At 61.1% G+C, this 20,509-nt stretch carries 19 protein-coding genes and 1 pseudogene; 15 read left to right on the top strand and 5 right to left on the bottom strand.

Going from position 1 to position 20,509, the window contains the following annotated elements; genetic code table 11:
* Positions 1 to 105: 105 nt before the first annotated feature.
* Complete coding sequence (locus tag QE397_RS17155; protein ID WP_307096269.1) at positions 106 to 1,383, top strand: O-antigen ligase; 1,278 nt, start codon at positions 106 to 108, stop codon at positions 1,381 to 1,383.
* A gap of 146 nt (positions 1,384 to 1,529) precedes the next feature.
* Here the strand turns inward: QE397_RS17155 and QE397_RS17150 are convergent, their stop codons facing one another.
* Positions 1,530 to 1,673 carry a hypothetical protein gene (locus QE397_RS17150; RefSeq protein ID WP_307096268.1) on the bottom strand — a complete coding sequence of 48 codons (144 nt, stop codon included), beginning with the start codon at positions 1,671 to 1,673 and terminating at the stop codon, positions 1,530 to 1,532.
* Between the two features lie 626 nt (positions 1,674 to 2,299).
* Here QE397_RS17150 and QE397_RS21845 point away from each other — a divergent pair.
* Genes QE397_RS21845 through QE397_RS17145 form a run of 4 tightly spaced genes read left to right on the top strand, consistent with a single transcriptional unit; the run spans position 2,300 to position 6,378 of the window.
* Entirely contained in the window at positions 2,300 to 2,896 is a 597-nt protein-coding gene (locus QE397_RS21845) for an acyltransferase (protein ID WP_373425250.1), read from the top strand.
* A complete protein-coding gene (locus QE397_RS21840) occupies positions 2,893 to 4,104 on the top strand; it encodes a glycosyltransferase family 4 protein (protein WP_373425249.1) in 1,212 nt (403 codons plus the stop codon). Before QE397_RS21845 ends, QE397_RS21840 begins: the two co-directional genes overlap by 4 nt.
* Positions 4,094 to 4,909 carry a glycosyltransferase family 2 protein gene (locus QE397_RS21835; RefSeq protein ID WP_373425248.1) on the top strand — a complete coding sequence of 272 codons (816 nt, stop codon included), beginning with the start codon at positions 4,094 to 4,096 and terminating at the stop codon, positions 4,907 to 4,909. Before QE397_RS21840 ends, QE397_RS21835 begins: the two co-directional genes overlap by 11 nt.
* Positions 4,906 to 6,378: an oligosaccharide flippase family protein gene (locus QE397_RS17145; RefSeq protein ID WP_307096266.1), complete on the top strand. Its 1,473-nt coding sequence runs from the start codon at positions 4,906 to 4,908 to the stop codon at positions 6,376 to 6,378. The genes QE397_RS21835 and QE397_RS17145 overlap by 4 nt, the downstream gene beginning before the upstream one ends.
* Positions 6,379 to 6,590: 212 nt before the next feature.
* Here QE397_RS17145 and QE397_RS17140 read toward each other — a convergent pair whose 3' ends face one another.
* From QE397_RS17140 to QE397_RS17130, 3 genes are all read right to left on the bottom strand, one after another.
* Entirely contained in the window at positions 6,591 to 7,460 is an 870-nt protein-coding gene (locus tag QE397_RS17140) for a glycosyltransferase family 4 protein (protein ID WP_307096264.1), read from the bottom strand.
* A gap of 269 nt (positions 7,461 to 7,729) precedes the next feature.
* Complete coding sequence (locus QE397_RS17135; protein WP_307096262.1) at positions 7,730 to 8,230, bottom strand: DapH/DapD/GlmU-related protein; 501 nt, start codon at positions 8,228 to 8,230, stop codon at positions 7,730 to 7,732.
* A gap of 139 nt (positions 8,231 to 8,369) precedes the next feature.
* Complete coding sequence (locus QE397_RS17130; RefSeq protein WP_307096260.1) at positions 8,370 to 9,101, bottom strand: WecB/TagA/CpsF family glycosyltransferase; 732 nt, start codon at positions 9,099 to 9,101, stop codon at positions 8,370 to 8,372.
* A 288-nt stretch (positions 9,102 to 9,389) separates the two neighbouring features.
* Between QE397_RS17130 and gmd the strand changes: the two genes are divergently transcribed.
* The 10 genes and pseudogenes from gmd (at position 9,390) to QE397_RS17080 (ending at position 19,293) form a co-directional block, all read left to right on the top strand.
* Complete coding sequence (gmd, locus tag QE397_RS17125) at positions 9,390 to 10,412, top strand: GDP-mannose 4,6-dehydratase (RefSeq protein WP_222633076.1); 1,023 nt, start codon at positions 9,390 to 9,392, stop codon at positions 10,410 to 10,412.
* Positions 10,413 to 10,418: 6 nt separating this feature from the next.
* The gene (locus tag QE397_RS17120; RefSeq protein ID WP_307096258.1) at positions 10,419 to 11,396 is read left to right on the top strand and encodes a GDP-L-fucose synthase; all 978 of its coding nucleotides are present in this window, start codon (positions 10,419 to 10,421) and stop codon (positions 11,394 to 11,396) included.
* Positions 11,397 to 11,879: 483 nt separating this feature from the next.
* Positions 11,880 to 11,979: pseudogene (locus QE397_RS21830) on the top strand (DapH/DapD/GlmU-related protein); the annotation flags it as partial.
* A gap of 770 nt (positions 11,980 to 12,749) precedes the next feature.
* Complete coding sequence (locus tag QE397_RS17110; RefSeq protein ID WP_307096254.1) at positions 12,750 to 13,808, top strand: hypothetical protein; 1,059 nt, start codon at positions 12,750 to 12,752, stop codon at positions 13,806 to 13,808.
* Positions 13,805 to 14,704, top strand: coding sequence for a glycosyltransferase family A protein (locus QE397_RS17105; protein WP_307096252.1), 900 nt, complete (start codon positions 13,805 to 13,807; stop codon positions 14,702 to 14,704). Before QE397_RS17110 ends, QE397_RS17105 begins: the two co-directional genes overlap by 4 nt.
* Positions 14,701 to 15,543 carry a glycosyltransferase gene (locus tag QE397_RS17100; RefSeq protein WP_307096250.1) on the top strand — a complete coding sequence of 281 codons (843 nt, stop codon included), beginning with the start codon at positions 14,701 to 14,703 and terminating at the stop codon, positions 15,541 to 15,543. The genes QE397_RS17105 and QE397_RS17100 overlap by 4 nt, the downstream gene beginning before the upstream one ends.
* A 1-nt stretch (position 15,544) precedes the next feature.
* Positions 15,545 to 16,891 carry a lipopolysaccharide biosynthesis protein gene (locus tag QE397_RS17095; RefSeq protein WP_307096248.1) on the top strand — a complete coding sequence of 449 codons (1,347 nt, stop codon included), beginning with the start codon at positions 15,545 to 15,547 and terminating at the stop codon, positions 16,889 to 16,891.
* A gap of 140 nt (positions 16,892 to 17,031) precedes the next feature.
* Complete coding sequence (locus QE397_RS17090; RefSeq protein WP_307096247.1) at positions 17,032 to 17,409, top strand: DapH/DapD/GlmU-related protein; 378 nt, start codon at positions 17,032 to 17,034, stop codon at positions 17,407 to 17,409.
* A 2-nt stretch (positions 17,410 to 17,411) separates the two neighbouring features.
* Positions 17,412 to 18,680: a glycosyltransferase family 4 protein gene (locus tag QE397_RS17085; protein WP_307096245.1), complete on the top strand. Its 1,269-nt coding sequence runs from the start codon at positions 17,412 to 17,414 to the stop codon at positions 18,678 to 18,680.
* A gap of 4 nt (positions 18,681 to 18,684) precedes the next feature.
* Entirely contained in the window at positions 18,685 to 19,293 is a 609-nt protein-coding gene (locus tag QE397_RS17080; RefSeq protein ID WP_261770069.1) for a serine O-acetyltransferase, read from the top strand.
* On the opposite strand, the gene QE397_RS17075 is transcribed toward QE397_RS17080, so the two are convergent.
* Positions 19,283 to 20,173, bottom strand: coding sequence for a cellulase family glycosylhydrolase (locus QE397_RS17075; RefSeq protein ID WP_307096243.1), 891 nt, complete (start codon positions 20,171 to 20,173; stop codon positions 19,283 to 19,285). The two genes, QE397_RS17080 and QE397_RS17075, sit on opposite strands and share 11 nt — an antisense overlap.
* Positions 20,174 to 20,509: the final 336 nt, after the last annotated feature.

Raw genomic sequence — 20,509 nt, 5'->3', positions numbered from 1 at the left:
AATGTCGGCGGGAGGACCCATTCGACGACCCTGTCGACAGTGTGAACGACGGGGTCCGGACCGTTCGGCGTGCGAGAAAGCATCCCACAACGGCATGATGTCGCAATGGGAACACTGACCTCGTTGCTGACCGGCGAGCGGTTGCTCACTCTGGGACTGCTCGCCGTCGTCGCAGCGGGTGGTGCAGCCTTCGGTGAGCAGTGGGCCAGAGCGGCGCGAGCCCGCGGCGGCACGTGGTATCTCGAAATGCTGCTCTACACCTGCGGAATCTTGAACCCACTGACCGGCGCTTTCGGGGTCGGAGGGTCAGCGGCACTCGCTCTGGGCACCGGCCTGGCACTGTTTGCTCTGTTCGCCTCGCTCGGCAACGTCCGTCCGGGTGTCGCGACACTGGCCAGCGTGATCGCATTCTTCTACGGATCGCTGATCGTCTCGGCGTACTTCGGCGCCGTCCCCGTTGAGCTGTTCGGGATCCCGCAGCGGCTCTGGTCGACACCGCTCATCGTCCTCGCATTCGTGCTCCACGGCGGGTACACCGCTCAGTGGTTGCAACGCCAGATCGTCGTGATTCTCCGGCTTCTGGTGGTCATCAGCCTCGTGACAGCGGTCGCCCTTCCTGACGTCGGCATCAACCTGGAAGAGTCGCGCACGGTCTTCGGATTCAACAGACTTCAAGGTGTCTTGGGGCACCCGAACACCATGGCCGCCGTCGCCGCGCTCCTGCTGATCGCGGAACTGGCTTTCACCGGATGGTCGCTGTGGTTGGTGCCGGCAGTGCTCGGCTTGACGTTGGCGCAGTCGAACACGACGTGGGTAGGCGTACTCGTGGCACTGCCGTTCCTCGCGTCCAGGCTGGGCAGGACTGTGGGCGTCGTCGCATACGTGGGCGCACTTGGCGCGCTGGTGATCGGCATTGTGGCGGCGCGGCCTGCCTGGTTGACCGCAACATCCTTCTTCCCACGGAATTGGGAGACCCTCAATGGGCGCACCGACATTTGGGCGGCTGCGATCCGCGGTGGTTACCGAGGTCACGAGCTGCTCGGTTACGGGCCAACGCTGCTCGATGACACCTTCCGCAGCACATACCTGCCGTCTTTCGACGCTGCAGCTCAGGCGCACAACCAGTTCGTCCAGAACTTGGCCGGTGAGGGGATTGTCGGCCTTGTCGCGTTGATTACCTTCATCGCCGTCCTGGTAGGGACACCGTTCGCACGAGGCGCCTCTCATGGTGGATTCACCTTGGCGGCGACCGCGTTGCTGATCGTGCGCATGATGACCGAGACGCCCATCCGCCCCGACCGGTGCCAACGTGGGAACCTTCATTGTCATCGCCACGGTGGCTCTCATTGCCACACTCCCCGCCAACAGTCGCAAGCTACGTAAAGAACCGCTGCTCCGGGATGCTGACGCGCAGGCCGAACCTGCTCGGCACTGGTTGTGATGTGACCGGTCGACCCCTGCGAAGGGGCCGACCCGTCGCAGTCGCTAGACGATCCAAGCCAGGTTCCAGCCGTCCAGCGCTGTTTTCATCACGCGAACACTGCTCCGTGGCCGGCGTCGTTCGGGTGCGTCTTGTTCCCCGACGTGTCCGTGCTGGCGTAGTTCGCCTCGACGGTTCGGTCGAAGGCTGCGGGCAGCGAGGCGTACCGGGCGCTGTGGTGATGGTGGGCCATCCGAGTGCCAGTCGTTGACCATAGTGTGGTGAATGCCGCGCACGCAGCGACCCGATACCGGTTGGGCCTGAGGACCTGCGATTTGTGGGTGTCGTGAGATGTCGGGGCGATCGCATGCGGTGCGCCCGCGGTGGCAGGACATGAGGATTGAGCGCTAGCCTGCGCCAGTGATGCGGCGGGTGCGACTGGAGCGCAGTGATCGGCCGCCACCGAACACCGCGAGGCTTCGATATGTCGGAGCGCACTCAAGTTCCGGGCACACGCTTAGTGTTGTCTGACCCAGGACAGGTAAAACCCCAATTTTCGCAGATCTACCGGTTCCAAAGCCAGATAACTGTAGTCACCGGATACAAGGCCGCAGCACCGTAGGCAAGTGTGAACGCCACCGCGCCGCCGTGCGGGTGCCGCAAAGCCTTCGGTAAGGTTCCGCACCTGAAGAGGGATGATCTGCTGGGCATGCGACGGCGGCCGGAAACCGGCATGATCGCACCATGCAACAGACCGAGGAGCTATGTCTCATCGACGGTGACACCGCGGTGTTATGCCGGCGAGTCAGCAGGCTCGACTACCAGCGGTTGTCATGCGTTCCGCCGGCAACTTCGTACTACTACAGATAAAGGTCTACGATGCCGTCACTGAGAGGCATAAAAAATCGAGTTGTCAGTGAAAGTCTGACGAGGTATTACCGATCTACGGGAATTGAGATAGACGGACCAACGCGCTTCTACGGCCGACCTCGCTTCGCGCGGGCTGACGGTAGCAGGATCATAATCGACAGGAATGTCGCAATCACGAGCAACTGGCGTGCCAACGACCTCGACGCGAATTGGCCCTGCACAATCAGAACGCTTAACCAAGACGCAGTCCTACGAATCGGGCAGCACACTGGACTCTCGAGCACCACAATATCTGCAGCGGTGCACATTGAGATAGGCAAGCGTGTTTTGATTGGTTCAGGCGTCCTGATCACCGACTCGGATCACCACGTGGTTAGTCCGCTAAATGTTGAGGACCGAAGATTCCTGGGCCCGCCCGCTCCAGCCGCCGACGATGCGGTAATTGTCGAAGATGACGTTTTCATCGGAGCACGTACGATTGTCCTAAAAGGTACACGAATAGGCCGGGGAACAGTGATTGGCGCTGGCAGTGTTGTTTCGGGCGTGCTTGAGCCAATGTCGATATATGCGGGGAATCCCGCGAAATTACTCAGAGTGAACCGATGAAAATCGTGGTTGCAGGTCCCGCAACCCTGTCGGCTCTGGGACTAACGACCGACGTTCCAGGGTATCCATTTCCCCTCATTTCAAACTTAGCCCTGGAATACCGCAAGCAAGGCCACGAGGTACACGTCGTTACCACTTCACCAGGCCTAGAGCGTCCAATCACAATGGAGGGCCACAACGGGATTAAGGTACATATCGTAGGATCGCGACTACGTGCTCGCGATCGCGCTCTGGATCTCTTCAAGATCGAAAAAAGACAGCTGAAGCGCATGATAGAGGAAATCGCGCCGACAGTCATACATGCACACTGGACGTATGAGTTCGCGCTGGCATCCCAGAAGCTTACAATTCCAACTCTTATTACTGTCCACGATTGGGCCCCGGCCGTGCTAAGGCATTTCCGTGACCCCTACCGCGTCGCAAGGCTTATGATGCAGGTAATTTGTCTGAGTCGCGCGGTTGATACGACTGCGCCCTCCCGCTACGTTGCGCGAAAGGTTGAGCGCACTTACCGGACTGAGTGCAGAGTAATCGCGAACGGGGTACCTGTAGAACGCCCTGCGGCTGCGGCGCAGAGTCATAACTCCTCGCAAGGGTATAAATTTCGTGTGGGTATGTTGAACTCACAAAATGATCCTCGCAAGAACGTTGAGGCCGCGCTCTCCGCCTGGCCGTACTTCCTCAAAAAGTACCCGGATTCAGTACTTGTACTTGCCGGGGAGGATTTCTCACGTGAAGGTCCGCTGGCAAAGCAACAACGTTTCGCGCAGCTGGAGAGTGTCCAATTTATTGGGTCGATACCCGCCCAATCTGTATCCAGCTGGATGCACAGCTTGGATGTATTCTTGCACCCTAGTCTCGAAGAATCTTTCGGAATGGTTCTGGTCGAAGCAATGCAGGGTAGCGCTGTTGTCATCGCAGGATCGTCGTCTGGTGCAGTTCCCGAGGTCGTTGACAATGCCGGATACCTTGTAGACGTCACCGATCCTCGACACATTGCCGCCGCATTGGTGCACTTGCGAGACGAACCAGGGCTAGCGGACGAGTTCCGCAGGCGAGCGAGCGACCGAATAGTAGAATTTGGTCTCCCGGTGATTGCGAGTCAGTACCTATCGGTAATGGACGAAATTGTTCAGCGTGGTACGTCCGGTCGCAAAGCATCACACCGAGTACGAGGAAGAAAGATTAGTACACGCTATGAAGGTTAACGTCATCATGACAACGTTCAATCGGCCAGGAAAGACTAGTGCTTGCTTGCAGTCTATTAGTCGGAGCTTCCAAGAAGCCGATATTTCGTTTGAGGTATTTATTGCGGACGCTTCTACGAACAGTTTGACAAGAGAAGCCGTCGAATCCTCCCAGCTCGGGAATATAGAGTTGTTCAGTGTGCCGGCGTCAGTTCACTGGGCAGAGGGAATGCGGTTCGCGTGGCAGCGGGCGTCCGAGAAACCTGCGGATTTTTTGTTATGGCTGAATGATGACGTGGTTCTTGATGTCCATGCGATCAAGCGCCTGTCAGAGGTTCACAGCAAGGAGGCGCGCTCTAAGAGGTTAATTTTGGGTGGCTCACTCAGGTCGGAAGTGGGAGGAGCGACGTACGGCGGGTTCCGATCGAAGTCGCGATGGAATCCGTTAGCGTTGCGTCGCGTGGGCCCATGCGCCGATGTGGTGGAATGCGATGCATTGAATGGCAATATCGTGCTTGTCGACACAGCAACCGACCGCATGCTCGGAGGATTCCCGACCGGGTACAAACATGCAATGGCTGATCTTGACTACTCGTTTCGCGCGCGTTCGAGATCTGTGGCAGTCCTCCTTGCGCCGGGAACCATGGGTATCTGCGACTTCAATAGGGAGGTCGAGGCGTGTAAGAGCGCCAGTAAGCGGTTGAAGGTCGCTATGTCGGAGAAGAATCAGCCACTAGCATCGTGGTTTCGGCTGACCCGACGTCACGGCGGGCTGCTGTGGCCCCTGATTTTCCTGAGCCCCTACGTTAGAGCTCTTCGGGGATGACGGACACGAAACGACGTGGTATAGCGATTTTTCGCGGTGCGTCGGTTCTCTTCCTGGCGCAGGGCTTTGTCGCGCTGGCGCAACTGGGGTATGCAGCTTTCACGTCACGTTTGGTCGAACCACCCGAATTCGGCGCTTACGGAGTCGCGATGGTAGTAGTCGCTGCGATGAACTTGGTCGCGGTCGGTGGTGTCGGGCAGTCGGTCATGCGCGTGAGAGATGGATCCGTGGCCAGTCGACGCGGCGCAGTCACTTACGCGGTTGTGGCCGGGCTCTTATCGGGAGCCGTACTTTTCCTGACGGCAAATTGGTGGGCGGTTTTGTGGAATGTTGTTCCGGCAACACATGCGATCGAAATGCTTGCCCTCTCGACCTTGTTCGCACCGATACTCAGCGTCTATAGCGGCATTGCACGCGCCAATGGGGTATACGCGAAGGTAGCAGTTTCACTCATTGCTTCATCCGTTATTGCAATCGGATGTGGCATTTACTTCGTATCAACATATCGAAACGCCGCGGCCTTGACATCGTTCATTATATGTCAACAAGTGCTGCAAATTGTGTTCTTGGGTGCCGCCGCCAAGTCCTCGGCCTTACCTGGACGGGTAACTGCGACAATGATCCCGGACTTCGTATTCTCCTACAAAGTGATGGTATCCAATCTTCGTGAATATATGATCTTGAACTTAGTGAAAATAGCATTAACGCGGAGTGCGGGCGGAGCGAGCGCGCTCGGTAGCTGGAGTAGGTCCGATGTGCTGACTTCGTACCCTTTTGCCATGGTGCAGACTTCTATCATGCAGGTGGTCTACCCTGAGTTCCTTGCGTCGGCCACCGTTCGGGCCAAGGCCCGACGCCAGTGGAGCGACATGCTTGTGTTGGTTTCGTGGTTCACGATGCCCGCGGGAACGTATCTCGCGTTGACGCTCCCCGGTCTGGTACCGCTTCTTTTCGGTTCCAACTGGCAGGAGACATCGAATATCATTGCATTAGCCGCAGTTGCTGCGTGTTTACAGCCGTCAGTCGTGCTGCTCAGTAGCGCGTTGGAAGCGATTGGTTCATTCAAGGCTGTTTTCAGGACGCAGGCGGTACTGCTCCTTGTGGTAAGTGGGATTGCAGTGTGGGTATTCGCGACGGGGCATTTGACCGTAGCGGTCACATCTGTGATAGCTGTAGCTGTTGTTCGACACGGTATTCACTTGACGCTCGGTGCGCGAATGGGATTGATAGATGTTGTCTACGTTTTGCGATCGTATGCGATTGTGGTCGCGTGCTGCGTGACGTGGTATACATGCACTTATGCCGCATCTATCCTCGCTGTCGCCGTAACGTCCAACCCCGCGCTATCCTGGAGTTTACGTATCCTCGCAGTATGTCCATCGGTGGCGGCAGTGGTGGCCGTGATCATGCTGCGCCGATCGTTTCCGCCAATTTTAATTGCTCGCAGATACGGTCTGAAACCAGCTTAGTATTGCAATCGCGAAATTCCACACGATCTACTATCTTGAGTGTTTTGATAGTCAGGCAATTAGGGCGTTGCGGTAGCCGTGATGCCGCGTCGCCGGCGACATAGCTGATGGTAAACATCTCTTGGCCCACCCTTCTCTATGGACGAAAGAGCACTAAGGGGTGGAGCAAGCAATAACGCGAAGCGCCAGGTTCGGTGTTCATCAGTTGGTCGTCAACGCATATGGACGGCACTCAGCACACCGTGTGCGAACTGCTCGACCATCCGCTCAATTGTGAGACCCTTACCCAGTTCGGCACAGTTGTCCTGAAGGTTTGAAAGCGCCTGCTTGTCTCCCAGCAGGTCACTTGCAGTTCGAGCATACGACTCCACGTCGTCCTCTGACACGAGGCAGTCCATTTGCGGCGTCAAATATTCGAACTCAGGTGCGTGCAGAGGCCACTTTGTAGTGACTATGGGCACTCCCGCGGCGGCGCTCTCGACTGCGACTAAGCCGACCCGCCCGGGTACCATCAGAATGTCAGCAATTTGAAAAAGCTTGGCCTTCTCGCGGCCAAAAGTATTGCCGACGTATTTGATGTACGCGAATTTGTCTGCGGAGTCCTCAACGGTGGATTGGGAAGAGCCTGCGCCCGCGATGATCAACGAGAAGTTGGGTATTTTCTCGTGCATCATTCGTGCGGCCGACAGTAAGAAAGGAATTCGCTTCGCTTCATCCAAACCGCCGATGTATAGAGCTGTCGGTCCATTGAGCCCAAGACTCTCGCCTGATTGACGAAGTTCGTCTTCCGTGATCGAGGCCATCTGACTCCGCAACTCGCTTGTATCGGTAGCATTGTAGACAGCGGTGGTCTGACCTCCGGGATAGCCTGAGCTGACTGTCGCGTCCACGCCGCCTTGTGTGTAGCCGAAGAACCAGACTCCAGTATTGGTGAGAGTCGCCTTCAGTTTTTCCTCGATGCCAGATCTAGCCACAGTGTAGTTTTTCCCGTGGCCCCAGAAAGCGATCTTGTGCCGGGTCTTCGGATGAGCGACCAAGAGGAACGTTTCCAGATTACGAATCGCTTGCTCGAGGATGATCAAGTCGTAGGGCTCGCGATCCAAGATCGGTCGGATTGATTTGCAACCCAGGGATCTGCCTCCAAACCGAAAGAAGCGCGTGGGTAGTCGGGTGCATACGTTCGATGTGCCAGAATCGTTTCGATCTGCCCATTCGGGTGGTGTGTCTCCATAATATATGTCCACGAGTACCCCTCGCTTCTCAAGATGGGGAACAAGCAAGTCAAAAAACGGTACGCGATACTGAGGCAGCCAAGGATGAATTATGGCTACGCGTGCGGGCTTCGTCATTATTACGCCTCGAGGTTTGGTAGTTTGTGCAAACCGCGGCGACGAAGCAGCGCCCAGTGCTCGGCATACTCGTCCGGTGAGAATCGATCACGTAAAGCGGCTTCGTTCGAGTCGAATATTGTGTTCTCTGGCACGTCGCGTTTGACGACCGATCCCGCAGCAATTACCGCACTATCGCCGATCCTAACGCCAGATAATATGATTGCGCCAAATCCGATCCACACATCGGATCCGATTGTCACCGGCTTCGAGAGGTCCGGGTTATCCCCTACCCATTTGGCGGAGCGTACGGGAACCCCCAATTCGAATAAGTCATGGTCTCGGCGACCAACTATCCCGACGTTGTTTGCGATGATTACTTCATCGCCGATCGAGCCGTCGCACTCAATCGTGACGTGTTTACCGATATAGCAGTTATTACCAATTGTCAGCTTACTTGGTGCCCACACGCGCGAGAATGGTCCAACGTGCAGGTCGGACCCATGATTGACGGGTCCGCTCATCGCAAACCTTCTCAGTAGTTGATTTTTCGCTTTTTCAATAATCACTGGCGTTCTCTCTTTGGCCGATGTGCTAGTTCATCGCAGTCGCAAAGCCCGTTAGTTCAGGCTTCTTCCGAGCGTTGACCTCTTATGCGCGAGTTCACCGTTCTCGGCGTGACTGGTTCGAACTCACCGCTGCTTTGAGGAAGACAAGATTGCCGATCAAGTATCGTCGCCAGAGTCGTTTCGGTTCGCGCGCAAGTCGGTACAGCCACTCGAAACTGCTGTTTTGTACCCAAAGGGGGGCCTCACGACTGGTGCCGGCGATGAAGTCGAATGCCGCGCCCACGCCGATGCAGGGTTTGTTGACGAGAGGCGCCAAGGCAGCTGCTACAAAGTCCTGTTTGGGTGTGCCCATCGCGATCCATACTATGTCGGACTCCCGAGCGTTCACCTCGTCAGCAATCTCCTGGATCATCTCGTTACTGACCGGCGCGAACTTCGGTGCGTACGTTCCGGTGATCTCAAGGCCGGGGTATCGGCGTTCCGCCTCGGACTGGAGCAGCTCGAGAGTGGAGGTGGTAGTTCCTACGAAGAAGTGCTTGACGTCGTGCTCACGGCCTTCGTCCAGGCACTGAGCGAACAGCGAGGGTCCACGGACTCGTCCGGGTCGCTGGCCGACACCCTTCGATCGCCGCATGAACCACACAACGGGTGACCCGTCGGGGAAGTTCATGCCCGGGCCGCGAAGAATCTCCATGTAAGTGTCGTCGCTGTTGGCGGCCGCGACGCAATACGCATTGGCGAGGCGAATGGGCTGCGCGGATTGATCTCGCGCGAGAGCCATCACTGTCGATGTCGCTTTTGTGAGCGAGGTCACCTCGAAAGGCACGGATCCGACGGAGACTCGTGTGGTGTCTGTACGTATGTTGTTGCCTGCGCTGGACACTGCCGAACCCCCTGACGCGCGATCGACCTGCACGTTCGATTATCACGATCTCGTTACTGTGTGAGGTGATATTAGTCTGACCGGTTGTGGCTCGCTACTCGAGGCGTGTTGCTTGGTAGAAGTTCGTAAACAGCGTCAGGCATTAGGTTTTCGTCGCTCGAGTCGCCCGAGAGTTGCTGTCGTGATTAAGATTATGCGTCACATGCCGTTCGATACAGTAGGGGAACCGTCGTGAAAACTGCTCTGATAACGGGAATTACCGGGCAAGACGGTTCTTACCTTGCCGAGCTGCTTCTGAGCAAGGGCTATGTTGTCCATGGGCTGATCCGGCGGTCATCTAGTTTCAATACCTCGAGAATCAACCACCTTTATGTGGATCCTCACGATCCGGACGCCAAATTGTTCCTTCATTACGGTGATTTGAGCGACGGTGCCCGGCTGGTGACCTTGATGTCGGAGATTCGCCCGGACGAGGTGTACAACTTGGGCGCTCAGTCCCACGTGCGGGTGAGCTTCGACGAGCCCGAGCACACGGGCGACACCACGGGCATCGGTTCCATCCGCCTCCTCGAAGCGGTCCGTCTGGCCGGCGTGCAGTGCCGCTTCTATCAAGCGTCGAGCTCGGAGATGTTCGGTGCGTCGCCGCCGCCGCAGAACGAGGACACGCTGTTCTACCCGCGGTCGCCCTACGGAGCGGCGAAGGTCTACTCCTACTGGGTGACGCGCAACTACCGCGAGGCGTACGGCTTGTTCGCCGTCAACGGCATCCTGTTCAACCACGAGTCGCCTCGTCGAGGCGAAACGTTCGTCACCCGGAAGATCACGCGTGCGGTCGCCCGCATCAAGGCGGGAACCGAGAAGTACCTCTACATGGGCAACCTCGATGCCATCCGCGACTGGGGCTACGCACCCGAGTACGTCGAGGGCATGTGGCGGATGCTGCAGGCGGACGAGCCGGAGGACTTCGTGCTCGCCACCGGCGGCAACTACAGCGTGCGCGACTTCCTCACCACCGCGTTCGAACATGCCGGCTTGGACTGGGAGAAGCACGTCAAGTTCGACGAGCGCTACCTCCGGCCCACCGAGGTGGACGCGCTCGTGGGAGATGCGAGCAAGGCCGAAAGTAAGCTGGGTTGGAAAGCCTCGGTGCACACGCCCGAACTGGCCAAGATCATGGTGGACGCAGACATTGCCGCTCTGGAGCACGAGGGGCGGCCGTGGATCGACTCACCTGCGCTCCCCGACTGGAAGTGACGACGTATGCCTGAAGAGCCGCTCGACTTCGTGCCGACCGCCCTCGATCGTTCTTCGACGGTGTACATCGCCGGCCATCGGGGACTGGTGGGATCGTCACTCTGGCGCCACTTCAAGGATCAGGGATTCACGGACCTGGTCGGCCGTACGTCGTCCGAGCTGGATCTGAAGAACCGTCAGGCAGTGTTCGACTTCTTCGCCGAGTCGACGCCGGACGTGGTGATTCTTGCTGCCGCCAAGGTCGGCGGGATCATGGCGAACAGCACGTACCCGGTCGACTTCCTCAGCGAGAATCTGCAGATCCAGGTGAACGTTCTCGACGCTGCGCTCGAGCACAAGGTGCAGAGGGTGCTCTTCCTGGGGTCGTCCTGCATCTACCCCAAGTTCGCCGATCAGCCGATCCGCGAGGATTCTCTGCTGACCGGGCTGCTGGAACCGACGAACGACGCGTACGCCATCGCCAAGATCGCCGGCATCCTGCAGATCCAAGCTGTGAGGCGGCAGTACGGCCTCCCGTGGATCTCGGCGATGCCCACCAATCTCTACGGGCCGGGTGACAACTTCTCACCGAAGGGCTCGCACGTGCTGCCGGCAATGATCCGACGGTACGACGAAGCGCGGCGCAACGATGCCGCCACAGTGACCAACTGGGGTACCGGTACCCCGCGTCGAGAATTCCTCCACGTGGACGACATGGCATCGGCGTGCCTGCACCTGCTCGAGCACTTCGACGGGCCTCAGCAGGTGAACGTCGGCACGGGGGTGGATCACACGATCGAAGAGATTGCCGCCATCGTGGCGAACGCCGTCGGCTACACCGGTGACATCGAGTGGGATACGACGAAGCCGGACGGAACGCCTCGAAAGCTGTTGGACGTCTCGACCCTGAGGGCGAGCGGTTGGTCACCCGCGGTGGGTCTCGAAGTGGGCATCAGCGCGACCGTCGACTGGTTCCGTGAGCACATGGACACCATTCGCGAGTGAGTCGATGTACCGGCGGCCGGTACGGTCGGTCCTCGAAACGCGCTCTCATGCTGCATGATCGGCCGTGAACTGCCGACCATCGAACTCGAGAGAAGTGTCGCCATGACCGGTCTACCGTCCCGATCCGCCCTTTCAGCGGTTTTCTCCGACGAAGTCGCACCTCTGCCCCGAGACTTCTACCTGAACACAGTTCTGGCGAGTCCGCTGGTTCCTCGTCGCGCTCGCGTGCAGGGTCTCCGGGCCACCGGACACGACGTGCATTCCAGCGCCATCATCAACCCCGGATGCTTCTTCGGGAGCTGGTCCGGTCTGACGATGGGACCTCGGTCCATCCTCAATTACGGGTGCTTCCTCGACCTCGGTGCACCCATCTCCATCGGTGCCGGATCAGGACTGGGGTACCGCTCGATGCTGGTCACCTGTGGCCACGACATCGGTACAGGCCTCACGCGTTTCGGAGCGGCCCGCAACGAACCGATCGTCATCGGTCGTGGCGTCTGGATCGGCTCCAATGTCACGGTGCTTCCAGGAGTGACGATAGGGGACGGGGCTGTCATCGCCACCGGCAGCGTCGTCACCAGAGACTGCGAGGCGAACACCCTGTACGCCGGGGTGCCCGCAGTCGCCAAGAAAGTCGTCGGACCTCCGCTCGAGGTGTGATTCACACCGATCGAAAACCGGGCGGTTTGCAGGGCGGACGTCACGAGATGACGCACTGCCGCTGATTTATCGGACATTCGATCGAATCCGGGTCGCACTGTCCGCGCTCTTACCGGGTAAGTCGGGCGGCCCCGTGGAAAACAGCCGAATGCCATTGTTCGAGTTGCCTGTTAATGGAAGTACTCCTTTCTGATTCACCTGCACCCCTGACCCTTTACGGAGGTATGTTTCTCCGCAGGTCGGCTGTGTCCGCCCGGAAGTATCGGACAACGGGGGGTGCACGAGATGACCGCGACGGACACCGCGACTGTCAGACCGATGCCCGTTTGCCAACTGTCTCGCGTCGAGCCGATAACCACCGGCACAGCGCAATCGGCCTGCCGGACACGTGTCGGCCGAGTAAGTGACGTGCCCTTGCCCGTCTCGGGGCCGGCTACGCTCCGAGTCGTCGGTCGCTCTCGTGGCGTGTTGATCATGTTGGGCAGTACCGCCGTATGGCCGCTGGTCAATATCAGTGCGACGGGTTTCTCCGTGGTGTGCATCGCCATTTCCGGTATGTACTTGATGCGGTGGCCGACACCGCGATCATTCGTTCCGATCGTGCTTGTTGCCTTGGGTAGCGTCGGCTATGCAGTGTCCGCAGCTGTCAATGGCACCAGTCCCACCAACCAGACGATGTTGGTATTTCCTGCAGTGGCGTTGTACATCGTGGGCATATCGGTGTTGGCGTCGTCCCTGGACGAGATCCTGGCGCTTCTGGCCGGTATCAGCCTGGGAACCGTCGGCTTCTACGTCGTCCTCGGTACCGATCTCACCACTGGTGGATCGCTGGCCGACATCTGGAAGTACGGCCTCGCACCTCCGATGACAGTTCTGGTTCTCTACGTGATCGCATCGAAGACGATGAGACCGTGGTGGTCCGTCCTGGCCCTCACCGGTCTGGCCGGGGCGAGCGTCCTGCTCAACTACCGTTCCCACGCCCTGATCTGCGTTCTGGCCGCTGTCGTGGTGCTCTGCCGCGGTCGACGAGGCCCGATGTCGCGAGTCCGAACGGCCGCTGCACTCGCAGTGGCGGGTCTCGCATTCTCGCTGGTCGTCACGTCCCTGGGTGCGAACGGCACTCTCGGTTCGAAGCTCCAGGAGAAAGTCGAGCTGCAGGCCACTGCGCATGTCTCACCGCTTCTGGCGGGGCGGACCGAGCCGCCGCTGTCACTGACTGCCATCGCGGCGCGACCACTGCTGGGATGGGGCAACGCCGACCAGATCGACTCCACGACCTTCGCCGCCGCGCGTCGCTTCGCGAGTGAACTCGGATTCGCCCGTAGTTACCCCATCGAATATCTCTGGCGACTCCCCAACGGTTCCGTGTCGCTCCACTCGATCATTCTCGGATCATGGGCCGAAGGCGGCGTGCTGGCCGTCCTCTTTCCGGTCTGGTTGCTCTTCGCCGCCATGCTTCTCGCGTCTGGACCACTCGAGGCCGGACGGTGGATGCCTCTCGTCATCACGGTCGGCTTCCAGGCGGCATGGGACCTGGCGTTCTCACCGTGGAGTTACAACCTCGCCGCGGTATGCGCCATCGTCGCTTGCCTCGCTGTCCGTCTCACCATTCATCGCCGCCGAGTTCGGGTGTCCGCCCCGCCCCACTCCTCGTCGCGACCATCGCCTAGGCGGCCCGCGCGCCCGCATGCACCCACACCGGTGGAGCCCGCTTACACGGGCCGGCATCGACTACTCGAGGAGTCACAGTGACCGTCAGCGTGATAGTTCCGACCATCGGTCGCCCTACCGTCCGTCGCGCGGTGGAGTCCGCTCTCGACCAGACCTGCCCGCCCGACGAGGTCATCGTCGTCATCGCCGACGACGACCGTGTCGCGTTGGACATGCCGGACCACCCGGCAATCCGCCTCGTGACCGTTCCCGAACGCATCGGCGCTTCCGCGTCTCGGCAGGTCGGGGTTCGGGCGGCCCGGGGAGACATCGTCGCGCTGTTGGACGACGACGATCTGTGGCATCCGTACAAGTTGGAACGTCAAGTTGCAGAGGGACTCGCTACCGGCTCGGATCGGTGGATCGTCGCGTGCCGTGCAGCAGTTCGAGGCGTCGGTCGCCGCGAGAAGGTTTGGCCCAGAACGGTGATCGGACCGGCGCAACCGGTGGCCGACTATCTGTTCCGCCGCTCCACGTTGTTCTTCGGCGACGGAATGCTGCAGTCGTCCACATTGTGCTTCCCCCGAAACGTTGCGCTCGAGGTGCCGCTGGACTCGGTCGGAGACGCGGTGCACGACGAACCCACGTGGTTGATGACACTCCAGGGGAAGTTCGACGACCTGGTGATTCGACAGATCGCGGAGTGCTACACCATCTACACCGTGACATCGGACTCGGTGTCGCGCTCCTTCGACGACCGCACAGCCGACTACATCGACTGGGGTGACACGTATCTGGGCTCCAGTTCGGCCCGGACCCGAGGCGATTACTTCCTGACCAGCGCAGTGACAGCCGCGGCGTCGGCACATTCGGCCAGCGGTGTCGTCTCGGCCATCGGACACGGGATGACACACGGCCGTCCAGGGCCCATGGCGTACCTGTACGCGATGGCGAAGTTGGCCGTCGTCGTCGCACCGATGGGCAGGCGAGTCGGGTGACCGGACCTCCCGGCGACGCTGTCACGTTCAGTGTCGTCACGATCAGTTACCAGGACGAGGACGGTCTTCGTCGCACCATCGCCAGTACCGCGGAGCAGGACTACACCCACGTCGAGCACATCGTCGTGGACGGGGGAAGCGGCGCACGGGTCGAAGATATGTTGCAGCACAGCGGAGTCGGACGTTGGAGGTCCGAGCCCGATGGTGGTCGGTATCCGGCCATGAACATCGGATCGGCGCTCGCGAGTGGAGACGTCGTCTGGTTCCTGCACTCCTCGGACACGTTCTCGCATCCCGGTGTGCTGTCCGAGATCGCGTCCGCCCTGGGGTCGGTCGCTCGAGCCCGCTCCTGCTGGGGCTTCGGATCGGCACGGTTGATACCTCCCCACAGTGGACACGACGTCTGGCGCACGACCTCATTCGACCGCACCGCATTCGCGTTGGGCACGCGCCCGATTCCCCATCAGGCCAGTTTCTTCGGGCGCGATGTCCTCGCCTCTGTCGGCTCGTACGACGAACAGTTCGGAATCGCGGCCGATCAACTCCTGATGCTCGCCGCGTCGCTGCACACCCCACCACTGGTGGTCGACGACGTCGTCTGCGACTTCGATACGACCGGGGCGGGGACGGTGCGTGGACTGCACGAGCACTACGCGGACGTACGTCGTATGTGGGACACCGTCGAGTGGTACCCCATCGGGGGACGCCGTGCATCGCGACTGGTGTCCCGAATCGTGGAAGCGCGCGCGCGAGTCGGGCTGGCGGCTCGATCGGCCATCACGGCGAACCGTGCGAGCCTCTCGCGTTCCTCCCCGCCGCGCACGGCGTCGGAGATCTGACATGACCAGTGCACGATCCGGAACCGGATCGGCAGGCCTGCTGGAATCCGAGCGCCGATCCCTGTTCTACAGCACCGGGTTCCGCATTGCCGGAACGCCGGTCATCGCGGTCTGTGGACTCGTGTCGACCGCGATCGTCGTTCGGTCCACAGGTGAAGCGGTCTACGGACTGGTGTCACTGATCACGACAGTGGGCCTGCTGCTGCCCTTCGCAGACCTCGGCATCGGCGCGGTGGTCACCACTGCGGTGTCGAAGAGCACGAACCTGCCTGACGACGCACATGCTCATGCCGTCGTCCGCCGGGCGTACTCGGTGCTCGCTCTCATCGCAGTCGGACTGACCCTCCTGGCGTGCGTCATCGCTGCCCTCGACGCGTGGGGTTCGCTCCTCGGTATCCGTACAGGGCCCCAGGACCGGTGGGCGATCACGGTCGCCGTCATCGTGTGGGCGTGGACCATTCCCGCCGCACTGAACCTGAGATTGCTGATCGGATCCGGACGGAATCACCACTCGGTAGTAGTGACGATGTGTATGTCCGTGTCCGGACTGCTCCTCGTCGCTACCGCTCACGCTGCCGGGGTACGAGGCATCTGGTTCGTCGTGCCCCCACTGCTCGGTGCGTTCCTGGTGAATGTGGCAGGCACGGTCTGGGTCTTCCGTCTGTTGGGACGTCGGTCCATCCTGGGTATCGGCGCCGAGGATCGGTCGACACGGCGGCCGAGCACACGGGCTCTTCTGCAGGGGTCGTTCTGGCTCTTCGTCATCAGCGTCGGCGTTCCGTTCGGACTGCAGTCCCAGCGAGTGGTCCTCGCTCATCTGTCGACACCGATGGAGTTGTCCGCGTATGCACTCGCTGCCCAGCTCTACGGTGTTGTCTGGGCCGTCTTCTCCACGGCGGGAGCCGCTCTGTGGCCCATCTTCGCCTCCCGCACGGCTGTACCCGAACTCGTTGCACTGTGGAAGAAGTGCGTCGCGTTGTTCGCCGTGTCCGCGGTGCTGGCGTCCGTCCCGTTCGTTGCGCTCGCACCGTTCGCCGCCCGTGTCCTGTCGGGTTCCGAGATCGAGGTGTCGGCAGGCCTGGCAACAGCATTCGCCATCCTCCTGGTCGTCCAGGTCGCACATCTCCCCACCGGTGTCCTCCTCATCCAGGCCACCGAGGCGCGATGGCAAGCCTGGTGCCTCGTGGCGATGGCGGTCACGACCTCGGCCGCAGCGATTCTGATCGCTCCGAGTGGTGGTGCGCCGGCCGTCGTGATCGTCACCGCAGTGTCGGTGTGCGTATGTCAACTACTGCCGGGGCTCGGCCGAGCCCCGGCTCTGCTCGCACGACGCCCGGAGGTGGTGTGATGGCTTTCCCGCTGACAGTTCTCCCCTTGTTTCGCGGACTCGCGAAATTCCACCAGTCCGCGTACATGAAACTCGTTGTGCGATTGATGGATCGGGCCGGAGTCGAACACGACGGGCGTCCGCTGTGGATATCGCCGAGTGTGCGTTTCGACATGTTCGGGCCGGGAGCTATTCGCCTGGGCAACCGATGTGTGCTGTCGGAGAACGTCGTCCTGCTGACGCATGATTTCTCGCTCGATCGGGTGTCGGAGCGCCGTGGCATGCTCCCCGAGAATCAGGAGTTGTTCAGTGCGTCACCCATCGTCATCGGTGAGCAGGCTTTCGTCGGGCTCGGCACGGTAGTGCTTCCCGGAGTGACCATCGGGGCCGGCGCCATCGTCGGGGCGGGTTCGGTCGTGACGTGCGACGTCGAACCGGACACCGTCGTCGCGGGTAACCCCGCTCGCCGCATGGCGTCCACAGATGACTTGTGGGAGCGGCGGCGCGGCCGATTCGACATCAGAGAACGCCGGGGGTGACCGTGCGCATCGCACTCGTCGGAGTCAATTACCGGCCGGAGGTGACGGGTATCGCGCCGTACACCGCCGACGCAGCAGAGCACCTGACGTCCTCCGGCCACGACGTCCGCGTGTGCACCGGTTTTCCGCACTACCCGCGGTGGGCAGCGGACCCGAGATACGGCAGCCCCCGTATCCGCGAAGTGATCAACGGCGTCCAGGTGACCCGCGTCAGACATCACGTTCCGGCGCGCCCGTCGCTCACCGGGCGCAGTCGGCTGGAACTGTCCGTGGGACGCCGACTGGTGATGAACGACGTCCGTGGAGCGTCGGATGCCGACCTGTCGGGCGCAGATCTGGTCATCTGCGTGACACCAGCACTGCTGACATCGGCCTGCGTGGTCGCGTATCTGCGTACCCGGAGCGCGCGCCCGCGGATAGGTGTCTGGGTGCAGGACCTCTACGGGCGTGGGATCGTGCAGACCGGCTCGGGCGGGACGACGGCGGCGGCGGCGATCTCGGCTGTGGAGAGCGCTGTGTTCCGTGCCGCGGACGGTGTGGCGGTGATTCACGAACGTTTCGCCGAGCACGTCGTCGACAGTCTCGGCGTGCACAGAGAGCGCGTGTCCGTCGTACCCAACTGGAACCACCAACGCCACGTCGACCGGCCGTCGCGCGTTGAGGCACGACGCATGCTCGGATGGTCGCAGGACGCCGTGATCGCAGTGCACGCCGGCAACATGGGCGTCAAGCAAGGTCTGCACACCGTCGTGGATGCTGCGCGCGTGGCGCGGGACCGCGGACGGAATGTGCACTTCTACCTGGTCGGCGACGGGAATCAACGAGAGGCGCTGGAACGGAGCGGGGACGGCGTGGACACGATGACATTTCTTCGGCCGCTTCCCGACGACCAATTCCGCGCGTCGCTGGCGGCGGCCGACGTTCTCCTGGTCAACGAACTGCCGACCCTCACGGACATGGCGGTGCCGAGCAAATTGACGACGTACTTCGCCAGCGGCACACCCGTCCTGGCTGCTACATCTGCAGACTCGGTCACCAGTGCGCAGATCGAGCTGTCCGGCGCCGGCCGGAGGATCGACCCGGGAGATCCCGAATCATTGCTCGCCGCCGTCATCGACATGGCGAGCGACGCACCGGGTAGCGCTCGAATGGGTCTGTCGGGCAGAGGATTCGCCGACAGCGCGCTGTCTCGCTCGGTCGGAGTTTCTCGAATCGGGGAGTGGGCGGACGGCCTGCTCGGAATGCGGATGTCACAGTCGGAAAGGCACTAGCGACATGGTCTACACGGAAGACAAACGCGCGCTCCTCATTGCTGCCAGAATCTACTCCGCTGCTCTCCGGGCCGCGGTCGACGCGTACGTGCCCAGTGACGTGGTGACGTCGGATGTCGATCGTGCGATCGTCAGCGTGGCCGTACCCTCCCTGCTCGGGTTGACCGCTCGGGATCGTTTCGCGTATCTCGTCGGGGCTCTCCCCGAATTCCGGTCGGTGGTCCATCTGAGGTTGGCGGCCGCCCCGTTCATCGTCAGGCGGTTACTTCGACGCCTGTACCCCGGTAAGACCGGACTCGTCCTCGTTCCGGGGCCGATCGGTCCAGGACTGTTCGTGCACCACGGAGGATCGACGATCGTCGACGCAGCGTCCATCGGGCGGAACTTCTGGGTGAATCAGAATGTGACGATCGGGCACTCCACCACTGGGCGGCCCACGATCGGAGACGATGTGACGGTGGCGACCGGGGCGGTCGTTGCCGGTGGCATCACCATTGGTGACGGTGCGTGGATCGGGCCCAATGTGGTGGTCACTCGCGATGTCCCACCCGGAGCAACCCTCGTCGCGGCACGGCCGGTGGACATCTCCACACCGTCGTCGGTCACCGGGTAGGCAGGGACGCGCTCGGCTTCGGATCACCGTCCGAACGCAGGATGCCGTAGTTGTACTCGGGGTTCGCCTCGCCACTGTCCAGATCTTGGAAATCGAAGACGAAGGTGGGGCCGGCGAAGTCCAGGGATCGAAGGTACGCGACCCCGTCACCGATGATCTCGGCCTGCCGAGCCTCCGACACGCCAGGTGACGACGCTGCGGTCGGTGCGCCGAACTCGGTGAACCAGATGCGTGCATCGTCATCGCCGTTCTCCACCATGACCGCTCGTACGGCTGCGATATCGGCAGCGGATCCCGATGCGGTGGTGGCACTCAACAATTCCGGTGTGCTGTACGGATGCATCGCGATTGCGTCGAATGACCCCGCTGCACAGAGATACAACGCGCGAACAAAGGTGGCGGGCGCGAGGGTCGACGTCGAGTCGACGGCCGGAGACAATCCTCCGGCGACCACGGTCGCATCCGGGTCGGCGCGTTCGATGGCGTCGTGTGTCGCCGTGAGAATGCGGCAGTACTTCTCCGGATCCACGTTCGGGCCGAAGGCCGCAGAGATATTGGGTTCGTTCCACACCTCCCACGCTTGTACGGAACCCCGAAACCGTTCCGCTGCAAGGGAAGCAAACTGCGCGAACATCGCGGGGTCCGACGGAGCGGGATGGGCCGTGGCCCGATAGTCGGGCGGCACGGCCCACGACGGAGCCCACGTGACGACACCGAGTACGGCAAGGCCGCGCTCGCGAGCGGCGTGAATTGTGGCGTCGACGCGCTCCCAATCGAATTCACCTCGGACCGGTTCGACCGATGACCATCGAACCGTGACGCGCACGGCCTCGAACCCGGCATCGGTGATCGAGGTCATCGCGTCGGCCGGTGAGGGCACCGTTGCAGATTCAGCGTCCAGAAAGGCGGCGGTCACGGCTGGTAGGTCGGCGTCGAACGCCGGCACCGGTGGCAGGGCAGGATCGGGCGATGTCGCCGGGGCGCACGAAGCAGCGAAGAGTACGACGGCGACACTTCCCGCTTTCCACCGCTGCACGCCGTCATCCTAAGTGCAGGTTGCCGTGCGTGCATGTACGGCAACACAGTTCGTGCGCCCGCGTCATGGACTCCCGCCCACCCCGCTGTTCTGCTTGACGTCGCAGGGGGACCGACGGTCGGTTCCCCACGACGTCGGGGGACATCTTGATCACAAGGCGCATTGTCGGCACCACGCTCG

Origin of the sequence: Rhodococcus sp. SORGH_AS_0301, from assembly GCF_030818285.1 — a bacterium.
Taxonomy (GTDB): Bacteria; Actinomycetota; Actinomycetes; order Mycobacteriales; family Mycobacteriaceae; genus Rhodococcoides.
The sequence above is the reverse complement of the archived record's forward strand: the minus strand, read 5'-3'. Positions and strand labels throughout refer to the sequence as shown.